Annotated in this window: 13 protein-coding genes; 7 read left to right on the forward strand and 6 right to left on the reverse strand. The window is 58.7% G+C overall.

What is annotated here, in order from left to right; all coding sequences use genetic code 11:
- Positions 1–20 precede the first annotated feature (20 nt).
- Together RYC17_RS16095 and RYC17_RS16100 are read left to right on the forward strand one after the other, a co-directional pair.
- Complete coding sequence (locus tag RYC17_RS16095) at positions 21–1,265, forward strand: exonuclease SbcCD subunit D C-terminal domain-containing protein (RefSeq protein ID WP_005781813.1); 1,245 nt, start codon at positions 21–23, stop codon at positions 1,263–1,265.
- Complete coding sequence (locus tag RYC17_RS16100) at positions 1,262–4,906, forward strand: AAA family ATPase (protein ID WP_316889242.1); 3,645 nt, start codon at positions 1,262–1,264, stop codon at positions 4,904–4,906. The genes RYC17_RS16095 and RYC17_RS16100 overlap by 4 nt, the downstream gene beginning before the upstream one ends.
- 287 nt (positions 4,907–5,193) lie before the next feature.
- Here RYC17_RS16100 and RYC17_RS16105 read toward each other — a convergent pair whose 3' ends face one another.
- The 5 genes from RYC17_RS16105 to RYC17_RS16125 all read right to left on the reverse strand — a co-directional run bounded on the left by RYC17_RS16105 (position 5,194) and on the right by RYC17_RS16125 (position 9,570).
- The gene (locus RYC17_RS16105) at positions 5,194–5,388 is read right to left on the reverse strand and encodes a hypothetical protein (protein ID WP_219169752.1); all 195 of its coding nucleotides are present in this window, start codon (positions 5,386–5,388) and stop codon (positions 5,194–5,196) included.
- 175 nt (positions 5,389–5,563) lie between these two features.
- On the reverse strand, positions 5,564–6,736 hold the full coding sequence (locus RYC17_RS16110; RefSeq protein ID WP_316903733.1) for a lactonase family protein: 1,173 nt from the start codon (positions 6,734–6,736) through the stop codon (positions 5,564–5,566).
- Positions 6,737–6,816: 80 nt separating this feature from the next.
- Positions 6,817–7,101: a DUF5629 family protein gene (locus RYC17_RS16115; RefSeq protein WP_003368505.1), complete on the reverse strand. Its 285-nt coding sequence runs from the start codon at positions 7,099–7,101 to the stop codon at positions 6,817–6,819.
- 127 nt (positions 7,102–7,228) lie between these two features.
- The gene (gene araD1 / locus RYC17_RS16120) at positions 7,229–8,221 is read right to left on the reverse strand and encodes an AraD1 family protein (protein WP_058399924.1); all 993 of its coding nucleotides are present in this window, start codon (positions 8,219–8,221) and stop codon (positions 7,229–7,231) included.
- 35 nt (positions 8,222–8,256) lie between these two features.
- Positions 8,257–9,570, reverse strand: a complete 1,314-nt coding sequence (locus RYC17_RS16125) for an MFS transporter (RefSeq protein WP_058399923.1) — start codon at positions 9,568–9,570, stop codon at positions 8,257–8,259.
- A 214-nt stretch (positions 9,571–9,784) separates the two neighbouring features.
- Here RYC17_RS16125 and RYC17_RS16130 point away from each other — a divergent pair, with 214 nt between their 5' ends.
- The 5 genes from RYC17_RS16130 to RYC17_RS16150 all read left to right on the forward strand — a co-directional run bounded on the left by RYC17_RS16130 (position 9,785) and on the right by RYC17_RS16150 (position 14,617).
- On the forward strand, positions 9,785–11,527 hold the full coding sequence (locus tag RYC17_RS16130; RefSeq protein ID WP_058399922.1) for an IlvD/Edd family dehydratase: 1,743 nt from the start codon (positions 9,785–9,787) through the stop codon (positions 11,525–11,527).
- Positions 11,528–11,620: 93 nt separating this feature from the next.
- Positions 11,621–12,334, forward strand: a complete 714-nt coding sequence (locus tag RYC17_RS16135; RefSeq protein WP_002554489.1) for a FadR/GntR family transcriptional regulator — start codon at positions 11,621–11,623, stop codon at positions 12,332–12,334.
- 329 nt (positions 12,335–12,663) lie between these two features.
- Positions 12,664–13,248 carry a PAAR domain-containing protein gene (locus RYC17_RS16140; RefSeq protein ID WP_316903736.1) on the forward strand — a complete coding sequence of 195 codons (585 nt, stop codon included), beginning with the start codon at positions 12,664–12,666 and terminating at the stop codon, positions 13,246–13,248.
- 5 nt (positions 13,249–13,253) lie between these two features.
- Positions 13,254–14,180: a DUF6402 family protein gene (locus RYC17_RS16145; RefSeq protein ID WP_316889234.1), complete on the forward strand. Its 927-nt coding sequence runs from the start codon at positions 13,254–13,256 to the stop codon at positions 14,178–14,180.
- Positions 14,177–14,617: a hypothetical protein gene (locus RYC17_RS16150; protein ID WP_316889231.1), complete on the forward strand. Its 441-nt coding sequence runs from the start codon at positions 14,177–14,179 to the stop codon at positions 14,615–14,617. The genes RYC17_RS16145 and RYC17_RS16150 overlap by 4 nt, the downstream gene beginning before the upstream one ends.
- Here the strand turns inward: RYC17_RS16150 and RYC17_RS16155 are convergent.
- The coding region (locus tag RYC17_RS16155; protein WP_316903756.1) for a hypothetical protein at positions 14,555–14,915 on the reverse strand (361 nt) is incomplete at its 5' end. The two genes, RYC17_RS16150 and RYC17_RS16155, sit on opposite strands and share 63 nt — an antisense overlap.

The following is a 14,915-nucleotide window of genomic DNA, read 5'->3' on the forward strand; positions in this document are numbered from 1 at the left end:
CTACACGACAAGGTAAACCAATGCGTCTGTTTCACACCTCTGACTGGCATCTGGGTCAGAACCTGCATGGTCAGGAGCGGGATTTCGAACACGCCTGCTTTCTGACCTGGCTGCTGGCCCGTCTGGCCGAACGAAAACCTGATGTACTGTTGATCGCGGGCGACATCTTCGACACCGTCAACCCGCCGGTCAAAGCGCAGGAACGCCTGTACGACTTCATCGTCAACGCCCATGAACGGCAGCCGCTGCTGACCATCGTGATGATCGCAGGCAACCATGACTCCGGCTCGCGTATCGAACTCCCCGCACCCTTGATGCGCCGCTTGCGTACTCACGCACTGGGCAGGGTGATGTGGCTGGACGACGGTGTGCTGGATGCCGAACGCCTGCTGCTGCCGTTGCCGGACGCCGAAGGCAACGTCAAAGCCTGGTGCCTTGCGCTGCCTTTCCTGCGCCCTGCCGAAGTCACCGGCCCGACGCTGGGTGACGACTACCTGCGCGGTATCGGTCGGGTTCATGAGTTGCTGATCGAAGCAGCCAACCTCAAGCGCCAGCCCGGTCAGGCACTGATCGCCATCAGCCACGCGCACATGGCAGGCGGTTCGGTCTCGGAAGACTCCGAGCGCAGCCTGATCATCGGCAACGCCGAAGCGTTACCGGCCAGCCTGTTCGGACCAAGCATCACCTATGTCGCGCTGGGCCACCTGCACAAACCGCAGCGGGTCAACGGCGAAGAGCGCATTCGCTACAGCGGCTCGCCGATTCCACTGTCCTTTTCGGAAATCAGCTATCAGCACCAGATTCTCGAGATCAATTGCGACGGTGAGACGCTGACCAGTGTCGAGCCGTTGCTCATCCCTCGCGCCGTCAACCTGCAACGCCTGGGGCCTGCACCCTTGGCCGATTTGCTGGTACAGCTCAAGGCGCTGCCGGACATCGACCTGCTTGCCGACCCGGACCGCCAGCCGTGGCTGGAAGTGCGCGTGCGTCTTGATGAACCGCAACCGGACCTGCGCAACCAGATAGAAACCGCGCTGCAGGGCAAAGCCGTGCGGTTGGTGCGCATCGGTGCTGAATACGCCGGTAAAGGCAGTGCCGACGGCAATGAGGGTGAAGCCGCCCTGATCGAGCTGGACCAGCTAACGCCTCAGGAATTGTTCAGCCGTGCCTGGCAGGACAACTTCGGCAGCGAGGTCGACGAACAGACCCTGACCGATTTCGCCACGCTGCTGCGTGAAGTCCAGCAGGAGAGCGAACAGCCATGAAAATCCTTGCCATTCGCCTGAAAAACCTTGCCTCGCTGGCCGGGCCGTTTGAAATCGATTTCACTGCCGAGCCGCTGGCCAGCGCCGGTCTGTTCGCCATTACCGGCCCGACCGGCGCAGGTAAAAGCACCCTGCTCGACGCCTTGTGCCTGGCGCTGTTCGGAGCGATTCCGCGGCTGAGCAATATCGGCCAGTCCAAGGTCCCGGACATCGACGGCGACATCACCACCAGCGACCCGCGCACCCTGCTGCGGCGTGGCACGGGCAGCGGTTACGCAGAAGTAGACTTTATCGGCATCGATCAGCGGCGTTATCGCGCGCGCTGGGAAACCAACCGCGCACGCGACAACGCGACCAAAAAGCTGCAGGCCAGCCGCCAGACCCTGACCGACCTGGACAGCGAACAGGTGCTCAGCAACCAGAGCAAGCGTGAATTCGAGCAACTGATCGAGCAGCGTCTGGGGCTCAACTTCGAGCAGTTCACCCGTGCCGTGATGCTTGCCCAGAGCGAGTTCAGCGCCTTCCTCAAGGCCGACGACAAGGAACGCAGCGAACTGCTGGAGAAGCTGACCAATACCGCCATCTACAGCCAGCTCGGGCGGCGCGCTTACAGCAAGAGCAAAGAGGCCGAGGAAGCGCTTAAAACCCTCACTGCTCAAGCCAGCAACATCGTCCCGCTGGCTCCGGAGCTGCTGGCCGAACTGGAGCAACGCCTCAACGATGCGCAGCAGCAGCTCAAGGCGCACCAGGCACAGCAACGGCAACTGGAAATCAAACAGCAGTGGCTGATCGAGCTGCACCGCCTGCGCGACGAACATCTTGCTGCTCAGGAAGCGATCACCCGTACTCAACAGGCCTGGGACGACCAGAGCGGAGCACGTCAGACCCTCGGCCAACTGGAACGCCTGGGCCCGCAACGCCACCGTTTCACGCGTCGGGTCACGCTGAACGCCCAGCTCAACCCGTTGGCGGAGCAAATTCTCCAGCATCAGCAACAACAGGCTTCGCTGCAAGATCAGCAGCAACAACTGGAGACCCACCGCACCCAGGCGCACGCCAGTCTGCTGGCGGCCCAGCAAACCCACAGCACCGCCAAACCGCTGTTGCAGCAGGCTTTTGACACACAGAACACGCTGAACCACCTGGCCCAGGAACTGGCCAAAGTGTCTGACCTGCATCAGCAAACCGGACAGCTTTGTACTGAGGGTCAGGCCAGCCTGCACATTCTGCTCGACCAGCAGCAACAGGTTTCGCAGCGCCTTGAACGTATTGCCGAGCAACTGGAGCACAGCAGCGAACTGGCCCCGCTGGCTCAGGCCTGGAGCGCCTGGCGCGACCGCCTGAAGTCCCTCACGCTGATCGCCAACCGCCTCAAGCACGGGCAGAGTGAACTGCCTGCACTGCAGCAACGTGCCAGCACGGCTGACCAACAGTTGACCGAGCAACGCAGCGCGCTGGAATTGCTGTACCGCGAAGCCGATTGCGAAGTGGATGCGGTGACTGAACAGGTACAGATTCTCGGCAGCCTGCTGCAGGACAATCGCAAGCAGCAACGCGCATTCGAAGACCTGGCCCGTCTGTGGGCCAGCCAGCAGGACGTAGACCGGCAACTGGCCGATCTGGCGCAGCAACAGCAAAGCGCTCAGCAGCAACGCGAACAGCTCAACAGCGAAGGCATTCGCGTTCGTGATGAACTGACCGTCGCCGAACAGACCCTGACCGTTACCCGGCAACTGCTGGAACGTCAACGCCTGGCCCGCAGCGCCAGCGTTGAAGAATTGCGCGTCCAGTTGCAGGACGACCAGCCCTGCCCGGTCTGTGGCAGCATTGAGCACCCTTGGCATCAGCCGGAAGCTTTGCTGGAAAGCCTCACGCAACATGATGACAACGAGCAGGCCAGCGCGCAGAAGGCGGTGGACCAGCTGACCGAACAGCGCAACCAATTGCGCGAGCAGGTTGGCGGCGTGATCGCCCGCCAGAAAGAGCTGCTTCGCCAACACGAGCAGCTCACCCTGCGTTATCAAGCCCTGGCACCGGATCTGGAATCTCATCCCCTCGCGGCTCAATTGCTCGACCACGACGCAGGCAAGCGTGACAGCTGGTTGAGCCAGCAATTGAATAACCTGAGCGAAGTCATCACCCGTGACGAGCAACGCCAGGAAGCGTTGCTGACCCTGCAGAAAGACGCCGCCCGCTTGCAGCAGCAACTTCAGGCAGCCACAGAAGCCAGTCAGACCGCGGCGAGCCATGTTGCCGAGCAGCTCAAGCAGCTGGACGTCGACAGGCAGCGGCTGGAAGAAGAACTGAGCGCATTTACGCCGCTGGTCTCGCCACACGTGCTTGAAGGGCTGCGCAGTGATGCATCGGCGACAGTGATGCAGCTTGAGCAGCAGGTGACTCAGCGTCTGGATCAACTGGAGCAGCAACACGAAGAGCAGCAGGAGCAGAGCGAGCGCCAGCAGAAGATCGAAAAGCAGCAGATCGAGCAGCAGACTCGCCTGCACCGCCAGACCGAACTGGCGCAGGAAGTCGCCCGGCTCGGCGAGCAACAGCAGGCCAGCCAACAGGCACTGACCGGCTTGCTGGGCGAGCATGCGACTGCCGAGCACTGGCAACAGGCGCTGGAAAGCACCATTGAGCAAGCCAGGCAAACCGAAAGCTCGGCCGCCGAGGCTCTGCAGCAGATTCAAAGCCAGTTGATCCAGCTGGCTGCCGAACTCAAGTCCGCCCGGCAACAACAGCAATCCTTACAGCAGGAACTGGCTGAACTTGATGTGCAGATCAGCGAGTGGCGCGGCCAGCATCCCGAGCTGGACGATACCGCGCTCGACACACTGCTGACTTACGATGACGCGCATGTTGAGCAACTGCGTCTGCAACTGAACGCTACCGACAAGGCGTTGGAGCAGGCAAAAGTATTGCTGCAGGAACGCGATCAGCGCCTGCAACAGCATCAGGCGCAACACAGCGACCTTAACGACAGCACGCAACTGGCGGCAGCGCTGCAACAGGCCCAGGAGCAGTCAGCGCTCGGCGAGCAGCAGTGCGCCGACCTGCGCGCCGAACTCAGCGAAGATCAACGCCGCCGCAACGCCAACAGCGAGTTGCAGGCGCGCATCATCGACGCCAACAACGAATACCTGCGCTGGGCACGCCTGGCATCGCTGATCGGCTCGGCCGAAGGCGACAAATTCCGCAAGATCGCCCAGGCCTACAACCTTGACCTGCTGGTCCATCACGCCAATGCGCAGCTCCGACAACTGGTGCGTCGCTACCGCCTGAAACGCGGCGGCAGCATGCTCGGCCTGCTGGTTATGGACACCGAAATGGGCGATGAACTGCGCTCGGTGCATTCGCTATCAGGCGGGGAAACCTTTCTGGTCTCGCTGGCGTTGGCGCTGGGCCTGGCCTCGATGGCCTCCAGCACGCTGCGTATCGAGTCGCTGTTCATCGACGAAGGTTTCGGCAGCCTCGACCCGGAATCGCTACAACTGGCAATGGACGCACTGGACGGCTTGCAGGCGCAGGGCCGCAAGGTCGGCGTGATCTCCCACGTACAGGAAATGCACGAGCGGATTCCGGTACAGATCAAAGTGCGTCGTCAGGGGAATGGGTTGAGCACAATCGAGGTGGGTAACTGAGAGACCTGTGACGCGGAGCGTCACGAACGGCACTCCCACGCTGGAACGTGCGGAACGATAATCTCAACTATCGTGCCGTAGCTCTGGACGTTTTCAACTATCGTGCGGCGCTCCGCGTCGCATGCCGTTCTGGACGCTCTGCGTCCGGTCTTGAATACGCCATCGCCGTCAATGCTTTCGCGAACAGGCTCGCCTGACATTCCGTGCATGGTCTGCCGCGCAGTGGGCAGTAAGTCGCAGGGACCTGTGTTGGCGAACATGCTCGCGAAAGCGTGACGGCTGATGAATCATTGAGCGGATTTGTGATCCAGCGCTGCGTAGAAATTAGCGCTCTGTTGCAGATATTTCGAGGTGTAGGTCTGAGTGTAGGTCTGAGCAGCGTGGGCTTTTTTGTCAGCTACATCGACACTGGCACTGGCTGGAAGCGCGACGCTTGCGGAAACAGCCGATGCAGCAATGATGGAGAAAAGATTGAAATTCATGTCGGTCACCCCTCGTTATCCGGTTAGCGTTTGCTTGAAGTGTTGGCCGTCTTGGCCGTGACTCAAACTTACGCCCGAGGGTGGTTCAGCAGAAATCTTTTGTAGCACTAACCCATATCATCAAGAATGATAACGGCTCCAGCCCTTGTATCTAGAGGGCTGGAGCTGGAAAGGCTTACTTGTCAGTCAGAAAACGCAGATAAGAAGGTGAATCTGCATCAAATTTCTGCACAGTTTCACCGATCTTCCCGCTCTGCGGATCACGGCGCACGGTCACGATCTGGTTGCTCTTCTGATTGGCGAACAGCATGTACTTGCCAGTCGGGTCAAAGGCGAACTCGCGTGGCTCCTTGCCTTCCAGGGAACGGCGCTGAATTTCTTCCAGCTTGCCGCTGGCCTGATCGATACGGAATACCACGACCTGATTCGCGTCACCACGATTGGTCACATAGAGAAACTTGCCGTCCGGTGAGGTGTGCAAGGCACCGCCACCGTTTTTCTCCTGCATACCCTTGTTCTTCATATCAACCAGTTGGGTCTGCTTGAAGACGCCGTCATGGTAGTCAAACACCACGACCTGCGCCGTCATTTCCAGCACCAGCCAGGCATGCTTGCCATCAGCACTGAACAGGGTGTGACGTGGTCCGGAGCCACCCGGCAATTGCACGGTCGGCTCCTTGGCTGGCTGCAGTGGCTTGGCCTGGCTCGCGTCGTAGCGATACACAAACAGCTTGTCAGCGCCCAAGTCAGCGCTCACTAAGTACTTGTCATCCGGGGTCGGCACGGCCAGGTGCACATGTGACGACATCTGCCGCTCACTGTTGACCTTGCTTCCGGGCCCCAGCGGCAAGACCTGAACGGCCTCGCTCAACGTACCGTCCTTGCCCACCGGCACCACGGTCAGCGCACCGCCCGGTTCAGGGTTTACTGCGTAGTTGGCAACGAACAGGTAGCGGCCGTCATAACTAAGGCTGGAGTGCGTCGGTTCTTCACCGCGGCTTTGAACCTGATTGATCGGCGTGATCTGACGGGTTTTCGGGTCGATTGCAAAGCTGCTGACCTTACCGACCACATCTTTTTGCCCTGGGCCGTTTTCATTGACCGCGAACAGATAACGCTGGTCTCTGGAGACGGTCAGCCACGACGGGTTTTCGGTTTTGACCACTTGCAGCGGCTTGGCGTCGATCATCCCGGTTTTGCTGTCGAAGGCAAAACGATAGATCCCTTCACTCTTGCCTTGCGTGTAGGAACCTATCAGCAATTCAGTATCGGGCATGGCTTGGGCCTGCAGGGTAAATGCGCTCATGGCACTGGCAATCGCCAGCCACGGCAGAAATTTATGGGGCATGGAGGGCATCCCTTTTTGTCGAAATTATTGATGCCTGTTACGGCACTGTCGGGTCTATGACAGCGCCAGCCCGCATTTACTCAATCCTGCGCGGAATCATCTTCGTCGGAAGGGGTGAAGGCATCCAGACAGATGATCCGGTGATCGGCGTTGCCGTCATTGATCACCCAGCTTTGCAGGGATTCATCGAAGGTCGCAGCATCGACTTGCGCCTTGGTGAAGCGCCATACCTTGCGCTCGCGGCCGTCCATGCATTCGACGTTCAATTCCTCGCCCAGAGAGAAGTCCCAGGCGTGCAGACCGTCGATTTCCAGCATGGTGGTGGCTTCGAGTGCGGCGAGCAGTGTGGTGGGTGTGGTAGTCATGAAATTCATCCGGCCAGCAAAAGCGCGAATGATAGGGCAAAAGGCAGGCGCAGATACAGTCGGAGCGCAAGTAGAGCCGTACCAGCGCCGAGCGCTGGCACGGTGAGCAGTCAAACAGGGACTGCGCTTACAGCTTGCCGATGCCGCCCGGCTGAAACACCGGCTCGCTCGGTGCCAAACCGTTAACCAGCGGCTTGCCGAACTCGGCCTGACTGATCTCGAAACGATCGCCCGGCTGGGTGCGCACGCCATCGGCAAACGACAGGGTCGCGGTGCCGAAGAAATGCACATGCACGTCACCGGGCCTGAGGAACTGTGCATACTTGAAGTGATGGTATTCAAGGTTTTCCAGGCTGTGGCACATGTTCGCTTCGCCACTGAGGAACTCTTTTTCCCACAGCACCTTGCCGTCGCGCCAGACCCGGCTGGTGCCCGACAGGCTTTGCGGCAAGTCGCCCACGCGCAACTCCGGACCGAACGAACAGGCGCGCAGTTTCGAATGCGCCAGATACAGGTAGTTGCGACGCTCCATGACGTGGTCGGAATATTCGTTGCCGATGGCGAAGCCCAACCGGTACGGCTTGCGGTCATGACCGATCACATACAGGCCACTCAGTTCGGGCTCTTCCCCGCCATCTTCGGCGAAAGGCGGCAGGGAAAACGAATGGCCGGGGCGCACGACAATGCTGCCGTCACCCTTGTAGAACCACTCTGGCTGAACACCGGCCTGCCCCGCCACCGGCTTGCCGCCTTCAACGCCCCATTTGAAGATACGCATAGTGTCGGTCATCGAAGCTTCGTCGCCTGACTGCTGGTGCATCTTGTCGCGTGCCGACGCACTGCCCAGATGGGTCAGCCCGGTGCCGCTGACCAGCAGGTGCGCAGGGTCAGGATGGTCGAGCGGCGGCAGAATCCGCAGTTCCTCAAGCAACTGCGAATAGTCGTGCGTCTCGCCAACCCCACGCTGCTCGACCTGGTGCGCCAGAGCCGAACCCGCCTCGATCGCCGCCAGCGCCAGCTCGCGAACACTCTCGACACCCTGGACCTCACGCACCTGATCACCGTCGACCAGACCGACCCGGCGCTGACCGTCGCTCAATTCAAACTGTACTAACCGCATGAAATTCTCCTTCCAGATAATGGGCCGCTGAAAACCTACCTCGCCTTGGCACTCGCCGCGAAGTCGGACACTGGCAGCACATGCTTGCGCTCCAGCACGTGATAGACGATGCCGGTCAGCAGCAGCCCGAAGACCATGACACCCGACAAAAAATAGAGGCCCGATGCCAGGCTGCCGGTGATTTCCTTCAACGCACCGATCACGAACGGCCCGATGTAGCCGCCCAGGTTGCCGACCGAATTGATCAGCGCGATACCGGCTGCGGCACTGGCACCAGCGAAGAACCGCCCCGGCAAGGTCCAGAACACCGCCGTGCAGGAAAACAGCGCGAATGCCACGGCGCACAATGCAGCCAGCTGCGCCACCGGCAGGGTCAGCCAGGCGCTGCAGAACAGGCCGATGGCACCCAGCACATAGAGCACGGCCAGATGCCCGTAACGGTCGTTGAGGCGGTCGGAACTGCGCGGCACGATCAGCAGGCCAATGATGCCGAAAATGTAAGGCACCGATGACACGAAGCCGGTGGTCAGGTCACTGCCACCGAACTGTTTGATCAGGGTCGGCAGCCACAGGCCCAGACCGTAGATGCTCAAGGTCACCGGCAGGTAGAACAGCGCCAGCAACAGCACGCGTTTGTCTTTCAAGGCATGCAGTGGATTGCCGTGGCGGGTCTGTCCGTACTCTTCCAAGTCCTTTTTCAACTCACCGGTCAGCCAGTCCTTCTCGGCCTGGTCCATCCATTTGACCTGCTGCGGACCATCCGGCAACCAGCGCAGCACCGGCCAGGTCAGCAGAATCGCTGGCGTACCAATGACGATGAACAGCCATTGCCAGCCATGCAGACCGAGTATGCCGTCCATGCCCAGCAAACCGCCGGAAACGGGCCCGGTGATCATCATGGCGATGGGTTGCGAGAGGATGAAAAGGCCAAGGATCTTGCCGCGATGGCGCACCGGAAACCATTGGGTGATGTAGTACAGCACACCGGGAAAGAAGCCCGCCTCGGCAGCACCCAGCAGAAAACGCATCACATAGAAGCTGTGCGGCCCCTGGACGAAGGCCATGCCGATGGTGATCGCGCCCCAGGTGATCATGATCCGCGCGAACCAGCGACGTGCGCCGAAACGCTCGAGCATCAGGTTACTGGGGATCTCCAGCAGGAAGTAACCGATGAAGAACAGTCCGGCACCCAGCCCGTAGGCGGCGTCGCCGATACCGATGTCCGCGCCCATGTGCAGCTTGGCAAAGCCCACGGCAGAGCGGTCTACATAAGCGATCAGGTACAGCAGGATAAGAAACGGAATCAGTTTGAACGTAATGCGGCGTATAAGCCGCAGTTCCTGGCTCATGTAGGCGGTCTCCCATTGTTTTTGTTATGGAACCTGCGGGGATCGCCTCTGTGCCTGGGGGCTGAATAATGCAGCACATGCGCCAGGATGATCCCTCGTCTACGACCGACTATATAGTAATACTATTTAAACTGACAACTCTTCCAATACGCGTTTTTTAGGCTTACCTTAGCCAGCAGTATCGCCATTAAGTCTTACAATAAGAGAGCCGATCATGTCTGACTCCGATAAAAAACCGACCCTCCGTTCTGCCCAGTGGTTTGGCACCGCTGACAAGAATGGCTTCATGTACCGCAGCTGGATGAAGAATCAGGGTATTGCCGACCATCAGTTCCAGGGCAAGCCGATCATCGGCATTTGCAATACCTGGTCGGAGTTGACCCCCTGCAACGCGCATTTCCGGCAGATCGCCGAGCACGTCAAACGTGGTGTGATCGAAGCAGGCGGCTGGCCGGTGGAGTTTCCGGTGTTTTCCAACGGCGAATCCAACCTGCGTCCTACCGCGATGTTCACCCGCAACCTGGCGAGCATGGACGTTGAAGAAGCGATTCGCGGCAACCCCATTGATGGCGTCGTGCTGCTGACTGGCTGTGACAAAACCACACCTGCCCTGTTGATGGGTGCCGCCAGTTGCGACATCCCCGCCATCGTCGTGACCGGCGGACCGATGCTCAACGGCAAGCATGAAGGCAAGGACATCGGCGCCGGAACCATCGTCTGGCAGATGCACGAGTCCTACAAGGCCGGCACCATCAGCCTGGATGAGTTTCTCTCCGCCGAAGCCGGCATGTCTCGCTCGGCAGGCACCTGCAACACAATGGGCACGGCCTCGACCATGGCCTGCATGGCCGAAGCGCTGGGCACTTCGCTGCCGCACAACGCGGCTATTCCGGCAGTGGATTCGCGGCGTTACGTGCTGGCGCACATGTCCGGCATGCGTGCGGTGGACATGGTTCGTGAAGACCTGCGCCTGTCGAAGATTCTCACCAAGGCCGCATTCGAAAACGCAATCCGGGTCAATGCAGCCATCGGCGGTTCGACCAACGCCGTTATCCACCTCAAGGCCATTGCCGGGCGCATCGGCGTCGACCTGGACCTGGATGACTGGTCGCGCATGGGCCGTGGCATGCCGACCATCGTCGACCTGCAACCCTCAGGGCGCTTTCTGATGGAAGAGTTCTACTACGCCGGTGGCCTGCCTGCCGTGCTGCGGCGCATGAACGAAGCCAATTTGCTGCCCAACCCGGACGCCCTGACCGTCAACGGTAAAAGCATTGGCGAAAACACCTGCAATTCACCGATCTATGGCGAGGACCAGGTAATCCGTGCTCTGGACAATCCGATTCGCGCTGATGGTGGTATCTGCGTATTGCGCGGCAACCTCGCCCCCCTCGGCGCAGTGCTCAAACCGTCTGCCGCTACACCGGCACTGATGCAGCATCGTGGCCGGGCGGTGGTGTTCGAGAACTTCGAAATGTACAAGGCGCGGATCAACGATCCGGATCTGGACATTGACGCCACCTCGGTCATGGTGCTCAAGAACTGCGGCCCCAAAGGTTATCCGGGCATGGCCGAGGTCGGCAACATGGGCCTTCCGGCCAAACTGCTCGCGCTGGGTGTGACCGACATGGTGCGCATTTCCGATGCACGTATGAGCGGCACGGCCTATGGCACAGTGGTTTTGCATGTGGCACCGGAAGCCGCAGCCGGCGGGCCGCTGGCCGTGGTCAAGGAAGGCGACTGGATCGAACTGGACTGCGCCAGCGGGCGCTTGCATCTGGACATCCCACAAGCCGAACTGGATGCACGTCTTGCCGAGTGGCAGGCCCCGCCGCAACTGCTGCTCGGTGGCTATCGTCAACTGTACGTGGACCGGGTGATGCAGGCGGATCAAGGCTGCGACTTCGACTTTCTGGTCGGTTGCAGAGGTTCAGAAGTGCCTCGCCACTCGCACTAAAAGAAGCGGCGGTCCCTTGTTCTGGGGACCGCCGTCACTGTTGCGCGATGGTATGATGCCCAGCAATCACCGCCAGGACCCAATTGCGCTCTCATGGATTATCGAAAGCCTTCCGACCGAAAAAGCATGCACGCGCGCATTGTCCAGGAACTGGGCATGCAAATCGTATCCGGCCGTTTCAAGCCTGACGAAAAGCTGCCTGCCGAAGCACTGCTCTGCGAAGAGTATGCCGTCAGCCGCCCGGTACTGCGTGAAGCCACACGGGTTCTGGTCGCCAAGGGGCTGGTCTACTCGCGGCCGCGTGTCGGCACGGTGGTCAAGGCCCGACGCGAATGGCACCTGCTGGACCCGGATGTGCTGCACTGGGTGATGCAAAGTTCGCCGCAGAATGAATTCTTCAACCTGCTGACCAGTGTGCGCGCTGTCATCGAACCGGCGGTTGCCGCACTGGCCGCGCAACATGCCACCGACGCAGAGATCGAGTCGATCCACGAAGCCTACCTGCGCATGGAAGCTGCACCGACGCCGGAAGACCTGCTGCAACCCGACCTCGACTTCCACAGCCGCATCGCCGACGCCACCCACAACGACCTGCTGGCGCACTTGTGCAACATGCTGTCACTGGCGTTGCGCGAAGCACTCAAATACTCCAACAAACGCCCCAACCTGCACGAACTGGCCATGCCTCGTCACAAGGCAATCCTCACCGCCATCCAGAACCGCGACGCACTGGGCGCACGCCATGCTTCGCTGGTGCAACTGGACGATGCGCGCAATGCGCTGAGTGTGGTCCTGGGCGGCGGTTGATTGGCTCGACTGAGTCGATAACTCTCTGAGTCTGTATGTTCGCCGTGTTTATCAATCAAATATGGCGAACCCTCTTTATTGCTGATACCCGCCTCTGAATATTCTATTTCCGTGGGAAATATCCATACTATTTGTAAGAGCCTTATCAGCCCAGCGTAAGCTCAGTCCTTAATTATCGCAAATGACGCTCCGTCATTTCCGAAAACATAAAGTAATGATATCTCTACCTGCACATTAATTAAAACGCTGCGCCTGTTCATAAACGTCGATTAAACCTATCAGACGTCAGAGACTCGTGCTGCTGATAAAAAGTGTGCAAGGAGCATTGCATGAAACTTCTGGCCATCGTTCAGGGCGACACCACAGACCACGGAGGGTCTGTTATCAACGGCGATCAAACAAAGCGCATCAATGGTTTCCCTGTGGCGCACAGAGGCTGTGACGTCATCTGCCCACTGCATGGCGCCAGCAAAATCATCGGTGAAGAAAACAACTTTCATATCGAAGAAAACATCATCGCACTGGAGGGCGACCTCACCAGTTGCGGGGCTCGATTGATATCCAGGCAACAAAGTTTCTTTCGGGTTGAGAGGCGGTCGAGTGTTGTGCAGTCTGCGCCCGATCCTTCGGTTGGTAATGATCAGGAGGCGGCCAGCGAAAGTGTGGTGGATCGGGTTGTGCATTCAGTTAATTCGCTGGTGGACCAGCGAGAGTCAATCATGTGCGACGAACGTTTTCGTCTGTTCAATCAAAAGCGTTCCAGCCTGGGTCATCTGGGCTATGTGGTGATGCAAGACCAACGCTGCACCTGCGTTGGCGCGCTTGACCTGCAAGGCTACAGCCGCAGCCATAAAAGCCCGGCTGTCATCGCACTGCAACTCGCAACCACCGCCCCTTGGCCGGTCATGGAGTAACCCCAATGTCTCTGAACGATTTCCAGCGTACCAACGCCTTGGGCCCCGACACTTACTTCGCCTTGCCCCAAGGAGCTTCACACACCTACGCCCCGACAGACACCCCGGCCAAAGAAGTCATCATCCAAAGCCTGGCCCTCTCCCGCATACCCGGAGCCATGCGCAACATGGGTTGGAACACGGCAGCGGCGCTGATGCAGCGATGGTTTGACAGTCCCGCGTGGGAGATGCCGGAGGAGTGGAAGGAGCCAAAAACCCAACCTGACCCTTTGAGCTTACCTGCAATACAGTGTGACGAAAGCATTGTAAAAATGGAGTGGGCAATGCAGTTTGAGCGTTGTCGGGAAGCAGTAGATGAGGCCGAGTCCATCGTATCCTCGGCAAAAGCGGTTGAAAGATTGAGAAAACTTTTGAAACGTGCCGAATGGGATGAGAATAGCTCATTTGAACTGGGCAACAACTTACTGTCTTCTCGGCAGATAGATGTTTTATCCCAAGTAAATTTTCGTATATTCGGCAGTACGTGGGACTCACTGGACGATATGTACGGTGCGCTGGGGTCTGCAACACTAAAAGTTGGTGTTACAGGACGAGCTTTCAGTAAGAAAAATTTCATCACCCAGCAGACCGAGCTGTATTTTCAGATAAAAAACCTAGGCTTCTACATACGGGACCATTACGACTTTAGCGGATTACAATATCTCGGCACGTGGACAGAAGATCGCGTGCTGACCAAGGCAGAAACCGCTATAGCCTTGACGCCACAAGGAAATCTGGTCATCCGTTTAAAAGACGGACCATTTGCTGCAGTTACAAACTCCCACTTTCGCAACTATCGTGGCGATACAGGTCAAGGGGGCGATTTTTTTATTTACTCAAACATTTTGTGGAAAAAATCTGATCAGATCATAAAGTTGGGAGTCCGTAAATGAAACCACTTCCACAACGGCTCAAATTTTTTACAGCCTACATTATTATCGCCGGTAGTCTCTGGACCGCATCGGAATGGTGGGAAAAAGGGTTAGCGGAACGCTCTGGCGAGCCTGACATAAGCCCTGGAGGCTGTTACAGAGTGGAGCTGTTCAAACCACTCTGGGTTCTTCCGATGATGTTTCATTCGATGCCACACCCGGATAGTGAGGTGCCAAGAAGGTGGCTACCCTGGTGGGAGTACCCTGCGTTTTTTCGGCTCTATGATCATCGCACTGGCGAGTTGATTTCAGAGACAGAGGTTTACGATCTGGCGTCAGCGAGTGGACCGCTGGACTGGGGGGGCGGATCGGGCGAGGTATCGGCTGGAATGATCTCAATTGGCCCCAATCTCCCTGATTGTCTGGGTGACCGCCCTACTCCAGTAAGCCCTCAATAACGAGAGCATCACGATGCTGGACGTTTTTAAATGATCGTTCCAACGCTCAGGACGCTTTGCGTCCTGTGCCGAGTAAGCGGCGCGGCGCAAATTTGTGACGCGGAGCGTCACGAACTGCATGCCAACGCGGAGCATTGGCACGATAGTCATCTTGAGGCGTAACTCATCGTTCCAGCGCTCCGCGTGGGAATGCCGTTCTGGACGCTCTGCGTCCTGTCCCAAGTAAGCGGCGCGGCGCAAATTTGTGACGCGGAGCGTCACGAACTGCATGCCAACGCGGAGCATTGGCACGATAGTC

The sequence above is a fragment of the Pseudomonas syringae group sp. J248-6 genome, from assembly GCF_032586995.1.
GTDB lineage: Bacteria > Pseudomonadota > Gammaproteobacteria > Pseudomonadales > Pseudomonadaceae > Aquipseudomonas > Aquipseudomonas amygdali.

Excerpts from the sequence above, each read along its gene's own strand:
- RYC17_RS16140 (WP_316903736.1), top strand. The coding sequence starts at position 12,664 with ATGAAACTTCTGGCCATCGTTCAGGGCGACACCACAGACCACGGAGGG.
- RYC17_RS16130 (WP_058399922.1), top strand. The coding sequence starts at position 9,785 with ATGTCTGACTCCGATAAAAAACCGACCCTCCGTTCTGCCCAGTGGTTT.
- RYC17_RS16125 (WP_058399923.1), bottom strand. The coding sequence starts at position 9,570 with ATGAGCCAGGAACTGCGGCTTATACGCCGCATTACGTTCAAACTGATT.
- RYC17_RS16110 (WP_316903733.1), bottom strand. The coding sequence starts at position 6,736 with ATGCCCCATAAATTTCTGCCGTGGCTGGCGATTGCCAGTGCCATGAGC.
- RYC17_RS16150 (WP_316889231.1), top strand. The coding sequence starts at position 14,177 with ATGAAACCACTTCCACAACGGCTCAAATTTTTTACAGCCTACATTATT.
- RYC17_RS16135 (WP_002554489.1), top strand. The coding sequence starts at position 11,621 with ATGGATTATCGAAAGCCTTCCGACCGAAAAAGCATGCACGCGCGCATT.
- araD1 (WP_058399924.1), bottom strand. The coding sequence starts at position 8,221 with ATGCGGTTAGTACAGTTTGAATTGAGCGACGGTCAGCGCCGGGTCGGT.
- RYC17_RS16115 (WP_003368505.1), bottom strand. The coding sequence starts at position 7,101 with ATGACTACCACACCCACCACACTGCTCGCCGCACTCGAAGCCACCACC.
- RYC17_RS16095 (WP_005781813.1), top strand. The coding sequence starts at position 21 with ATGCGTCTGTTTCACACCTCTGACTGGCATCTGGGTCAGAACCTGCAT.
- RYC17_RS16105 (WP_219169752.1), bottom strand. The coding sequence starts at position 5,388 with ATGAATTTCAATCTTTTCTCCATCATTGCTGCATCGGCTGTTTCCGCA.
- RYC17_RS16100 (WP_316889242.1), top strand. The coding sequence starts at position 1,262 with ATGAAAATCCTTGCCATTCGCCTGAAAAACCTTGCCTCGCTGGCCGGG.
- RYC17_RS16145 (WP_316889234.1), top strand. The coding sequence starts at position 13,254 with ATGTCTCTGAACGATTTCCAGCGTACCAACGCCTTGGGCCCCGACACT.